Here is a 438-nt window from a genome sequence, read left to right as displayed (position 1 = left end):
GTATGAGTATGGCAAGGGCGTGCCCGTCAATTACTCCAAAGCGTTATCTTTGTTTAAAGAAGCATCAGAGAAAGGTGCTCCTGAAGCGATGAGTCAATTGGCTGGAATGTATTTTTATGGTTTGGGACAACCTAGAAACGAACAACAAGCTTTGGTCTGGTATAAAAAGGCTGCAAGCTTAGGTAATGGGAATGCTTTATATGCCCTCGGTTTATTATCCGAAACTGGTGTTGGTGTTAAATTGGATTTTCCAGATGCTTTACGGTATTACCAGGATGCATCTGATAAAGGTAATGAAAAAGCAATGCTGGCTTTGGCAAGAATGTATCATTATGGTCTTGGTGTTGAAAAGGATCATAAAAGATCAGCGAGTATTTATCAAAAATTGGCACAAAAGCAAAATGCTTATGCTCAATACCAATTAGGTACTTATTATAT

General features: G+C 38.4%; 1 protein-coding gene. It reads left to right on the top strand.

From position 1 onward, the window contains the following. On the top strand, positions 1-438 hold a 438-nt coding region (locus KSP9073_RS17285), incomplete at both ends, for a tetratricopeptide repeat protein (RefSeq protein WP_133241053.1).

It is taken from the genome of Kushneria phyllosphaerae, assembly GCF_900312995.1.
Classification (GTDB): Bacteria; Pseudomonadota; Gammaproteobacteria; order Pseudomonadales; family Halomonadaceae; genus Kushneria; species Kushneria phyllosphaerae.
This window is presented reverse-complemented; position numbering and strand designations above follow the sequence as displayed.